The organism is Sphingomonas sp. CCH9-E2 (genome assembly GCF_001557215.1).
In the GTDB taxonomy this organism is placed as follows: Bacteria; Pseudomonadota; Alphaproteobacteria; order Sphingomonadales; family Sphingomonadaceae; genus Sphingomonas.
Map to the genome: position 1 here is coordinate 1 of NZ_LSJM01000382.1, position 1,025 is coordinate 1,025.

The following is a 1,025-nucleotide window of genomic DNA, read 5'->3' on the forward strand; positions in this document are numbered from 1 at the left end:
TCCTCCCCCGCCAGGGGGAGGTGGCGCCGAAGGCGACGGAGGGGGAGGACGGCTGCGCCCCCTCGACCGTCGTGCTTCCTCCCCCTCCGTCAGCTCCGCTGACACCTCCCCCTGTCGGGGGAGGATTATTGGAGCTCAGGCCATCGGTGGGGTGGCGGGCAGGACGACGGTGATGCGCAGCCCGCCGATCGGGGAGTTGCTGGCTTCGATCCGGCCGTGATGCCCCTCGACGATTGCGCGGGCGGTGGCGAGGCTGAGGCCCGATCCGCCGGGGGTTTCCTTGGCATTGGCGCGGTAAAAGGGTTCGAACAGCTGCTGCGCGAGGCCGACATCGATGCCGGGAGCATTGTCGTCGACGATCAGGCGCCACGCGTCGCGCTGGCTTTCGAGGCCAAGGACGATGCGCCCACCGCGCGGGACATAACGCATGCTGTTTTCGATCAGCGCGCCGAACAGCTGCTCGATCCGCTCGGCGTCCCACTTCACCAGGATGGTATAGGGAGGCAGGTTGCTCGTTTCGAGACGGATTCCGGCAGCTTCGGCGCGCTTGCCATGGCTCCAGATCGTATTGTGGATCAGCGCGCGCGGATCGACATCGGCAAAGCGCAGCGGCAGGCGGCCGAGATCGGCGAGCGCGACGGCGTGGAGATCTTCGGCCATGCGCGCGAGGCGGGACTGGTCGGCCTCGATCGCGGCCTTGAACTCGGGTTCGGCGGTCAGCGCTTCCTGTAGCTCGGCGAGACGCCCGCCGAGCGAGGCGATCGGTTCGCGCAGTTCTTCGGCGATCATCACCAGCCAGGTACGGCGCGCGGTTTCGATCCGCTCGAAGCGGTTGGCGATGCGGCGCAGATTGCGCATGGTGCCGACGATCTCACGCGGGCCGCGCTCGTCGAAATGGATGTCGCCATCGCCATCGGCGACCTCGTGGCTGAGGCGCAGCAGTTCGCGCTGGGGCTTGGACCAGCGCCCCGCGAGCCAGTAGGCGGCGCCCAGCAGGATTGCGAGCAGACCCGCCAGGATCGCGC

At 68.5% G+C, this 1,025-nt stretch carries 1 protein-coding gene; it reads right to left on the minus strand.

Features of this window, described 5'->3' with window-relative positions; genetic code table 11:
* Positions 1-135: 135 nt before the first annotated feature.
* Positions 136-1,025 (minus strand): sensor histidine kinase (locus AX681_RS17525; protein WP_231735005.1); only part of this gene is annotated, 890 nt, incomplete at its 5' end.